General features: G+C 72.0%; 2 protein-coding genes. Both read right to left on the reverse strand.

Annotated features, from left to right (window positions below; all coding sequences use genetic code 11):
* Positions 1-1,005: serine/threonine-protein kinase (locus tag SACPADRAFT_RS29535; RefSeq protein ID WP_007027224.1), on the reverse strand; the 1,005-nt coding region annotated here is incomplete at its 3' end.
* A gap of 2 nt (positions 1,006-1,007) precedes the next feature.
* Positions 1,008-2,480 carry a peptidoglycan D,D-transpeptidase FtsI family protein gene (locus SACPADRAFT_RS0223305; RefSeq protein WP_007027223.1) on the reverse strand — a complete coding sequence of 491 codons (1,473 nt, stop codon included), beginning with the start codon at positions 2,478-2,480 and terminating at the stop codon, positions 1,008-1,010.
* Positions 2,481-2,584: the final 104 nt, after the last annotated feature.

Genomic DNA, 2,584 nt, shown 5'->3' on the forward strand with positions numbered 1-2,584 from the left:
CGCGTGTGGGGCCACCGTGCCCGCACCGACCGTACCGGAGGTGCCCGGGTGGCCCTGGACACCCGAAGGCGGCGGGCCGGTCGGGGTCCGGCCGGGTGGAACCTGCCCCGGGGGGTTCGGGGGGACCGGGTGGGTCAGGTACCCGGCGGCGGCCAGCCTGGTGGGGGTGGGCAGGGGGTGGCCGGCCCGCACCGCGGCCACGGCGTTGGCGAACTCGCCGCCGGTGGCGTACCGGTGTCGTGCGTCCTTGACCAACGTGGCCTCGACCACCGCCCGCGCTCCCGGGGGGACGTCCGGCGGCAGCGGTGGCGGGCGGTCCCGGATGTGCATCATGGCGACGCTGACCGCGTGTTCGGAAAGGAACGGCCGGTACCCGGCCAGACATTCGTAGCCGCACACGGCGAGGGAGTAGACGTCGCTCGCGGGTTCCGCATCCTGCCCGAGTGCCTGCTCCGGCGCGATGTAGTGCGCGGTCCCCATCACCATGCCGGAACGGGTGACCGGCGCGGAGTGCGCCGCCTTCGCGATGCCGAAATCGGTCAGCTTCACCCCGCCCGACGAGGTGACCAGGATGTTGCCCGGCTTCACGTCCCGGTGCACCAGCCCGCGCTCGTGTGCGGCCTGCAGCGCCCGTCCCGCCTGTTCGAGGATGTCCAGCACGTACTCGGCCGCGATGCGGCCCTGCCGGGCGAGGATCGCCGCCAGCGGTTCGCCCTCGACCAGTTCCATGACCAGGAAGGCGATGGAGTGGTCGCCGGTCTCGGTCTCCCCGTAGTCGTGTACGGCGGCGACGCCCTGGTGGTTCAGCGACGCGGTCGTGCGCGCCTCGGCCCGGAACCGGTGCAGGAACTCGGCGTCCCCGGACAGTTCCGCCTTGAGGATCTTCACCGCGACCGTGCGGTCGAGGCGGGTGTCGGACGCCTCCCACACCTCGCCCATCCCGCCGACGGCGATGCGGTTCACCAGCCGGTAGCGCTGGGCGATCAGTTGCCCCGTCGACAGCACGCTCAGCCACCCCCGAGGGCGGCCGCCACGGTGGCCCTGCCGACCTCGGCGGCGACCGAGCCACCGGTCGCGGCGAGGCCCCGGTCACCACCGGACTCGGCGAGGACGGCCACCGCGATCTCCGGGTTGTCGTACGGGGCGAAGGCGGTGTACCAGGCGTGCGGGGGAGTGGACTTCGGGTCGGTGCCGTGCTCGGCGGTGCCCGTCTTCGAGGCGATCTTGAGTGCGGGGTCCTTGCCGCCCCCGCCGGTGTTGCTCTCCGACGCGATCATCATGTCCCGTAGCACGCCCGCGTTCGCCGCCGACATCGCCGCGTCGCCGGTCAGCTCCTCCGGTGCGAACGACTCGACGTGCGAGAGGTCCGGGGCGGTGAGTTCGCTCACCAACCGGGGTTTCATCGCGACCCCGTCGTTGGCGACCGTCGCGGCCAGCAGGGCGTCCTGCAGCGGGGTGAGCCGGACGTCGCGCTGGCCGATCCCGCTCTGGTACAGCGCGGCGTCACTTTCCAGGTCACCGAGCTGCGACTGCGCGACCGGCCGGTGCACCCGCAGGTCGGACATTCCGATGCCGAAGTCGGCGGCGGTGTCCCGCAGTTTCTCCTCGCCGAGTTCGGCCGCGAGTTCGGCGAAGGCGGTGTTGCAGGAGTGCGCCAGCGCGTCGGCGAGCGTGCCACCGGGGCAGGTGCTGCCGTTGAAGTTCTCCAGCGTGGCACTCGTGCCGGGCAGTTCCACCTCGGATTTCCGGGTGACCTCGGTGTCCGGCCCCGCACCGTTCTCCAGTGCCGCGGCCGTGGTGACCAGCTTGAAGGTGGAGCCCGGCGGGTACGTTTCCCGGATCGCCCGGTTCGCCAACGGCCTGTCCGGGTCGTCCCGGTAGCGCTGCCAGGCCTCCTGCTGCTTCTCGGAGTTGTGCGAGGCGAGTTCGTTCGGGTCGTACGAGGGCGTGGACACCATTGCGAGGATGTCGCCCGTCTTGGGGTCGAGCGCCACGACGGAGCCGGTGTAGCCGCGGTCGGTCATCGCCTGGTAGGCGGCTTCCTGCACGGCGGGATCGAGGGTGACCCGGACGTTCCCGCCGCGGGTGTCGCTGCCGGTGATCAGGTCGGAGAGCCTGCGGACGAACAGCCGGGGGTCGGAACCGTTGAGGAACTCGTCGTAGGCGCTCTCCAGGCCGGACGCGCCGTAGTTGACCGAGTAGTGCCCGGTGACCGGGGCGTACATCGGGCCGTTGGCGTAGGTGCGCCGGTACTGGAACGTCGCGTCGTCGGTGGGCTCGATCCCGGCCAGCACCTGGCCCGCGTCCTCCGAGACGATCTTGCCGCGTTCGCGGGAGTACTCGTCGTAGAGCACGCGGCTGTTCCGCCCGTCGGTGCGGTAGTCGTCGGCTTTGACCACCTGGACGTACGTCGCGTTGGCCAGCAGCAGCGTCACCATCGCCAGCATGGCGACGCCGACCTTGCGCAGGGGGGTGTTCACGTCCGATTCCCCCTTTCAGGGCTGTGGCCCGCCGGTCCGGACGGGCCCTGCGGCGGCCCGTGGTCCGCGGGGGCTGCGGGTCCCGGCGCGGGGGCGGCTCCCGG

It is taken from the genome of Saccharomonospora iraqiensis subsp. paurometabolica YIM 90007 (assembly GCF_000231035.2).
GTDB lineage: Bacteria > Actinomycetota > Actinomycetes > Mycobacteriales > Pseudonocardiaceae > Saccharomonospora > Saccharomonospora paurometabolica.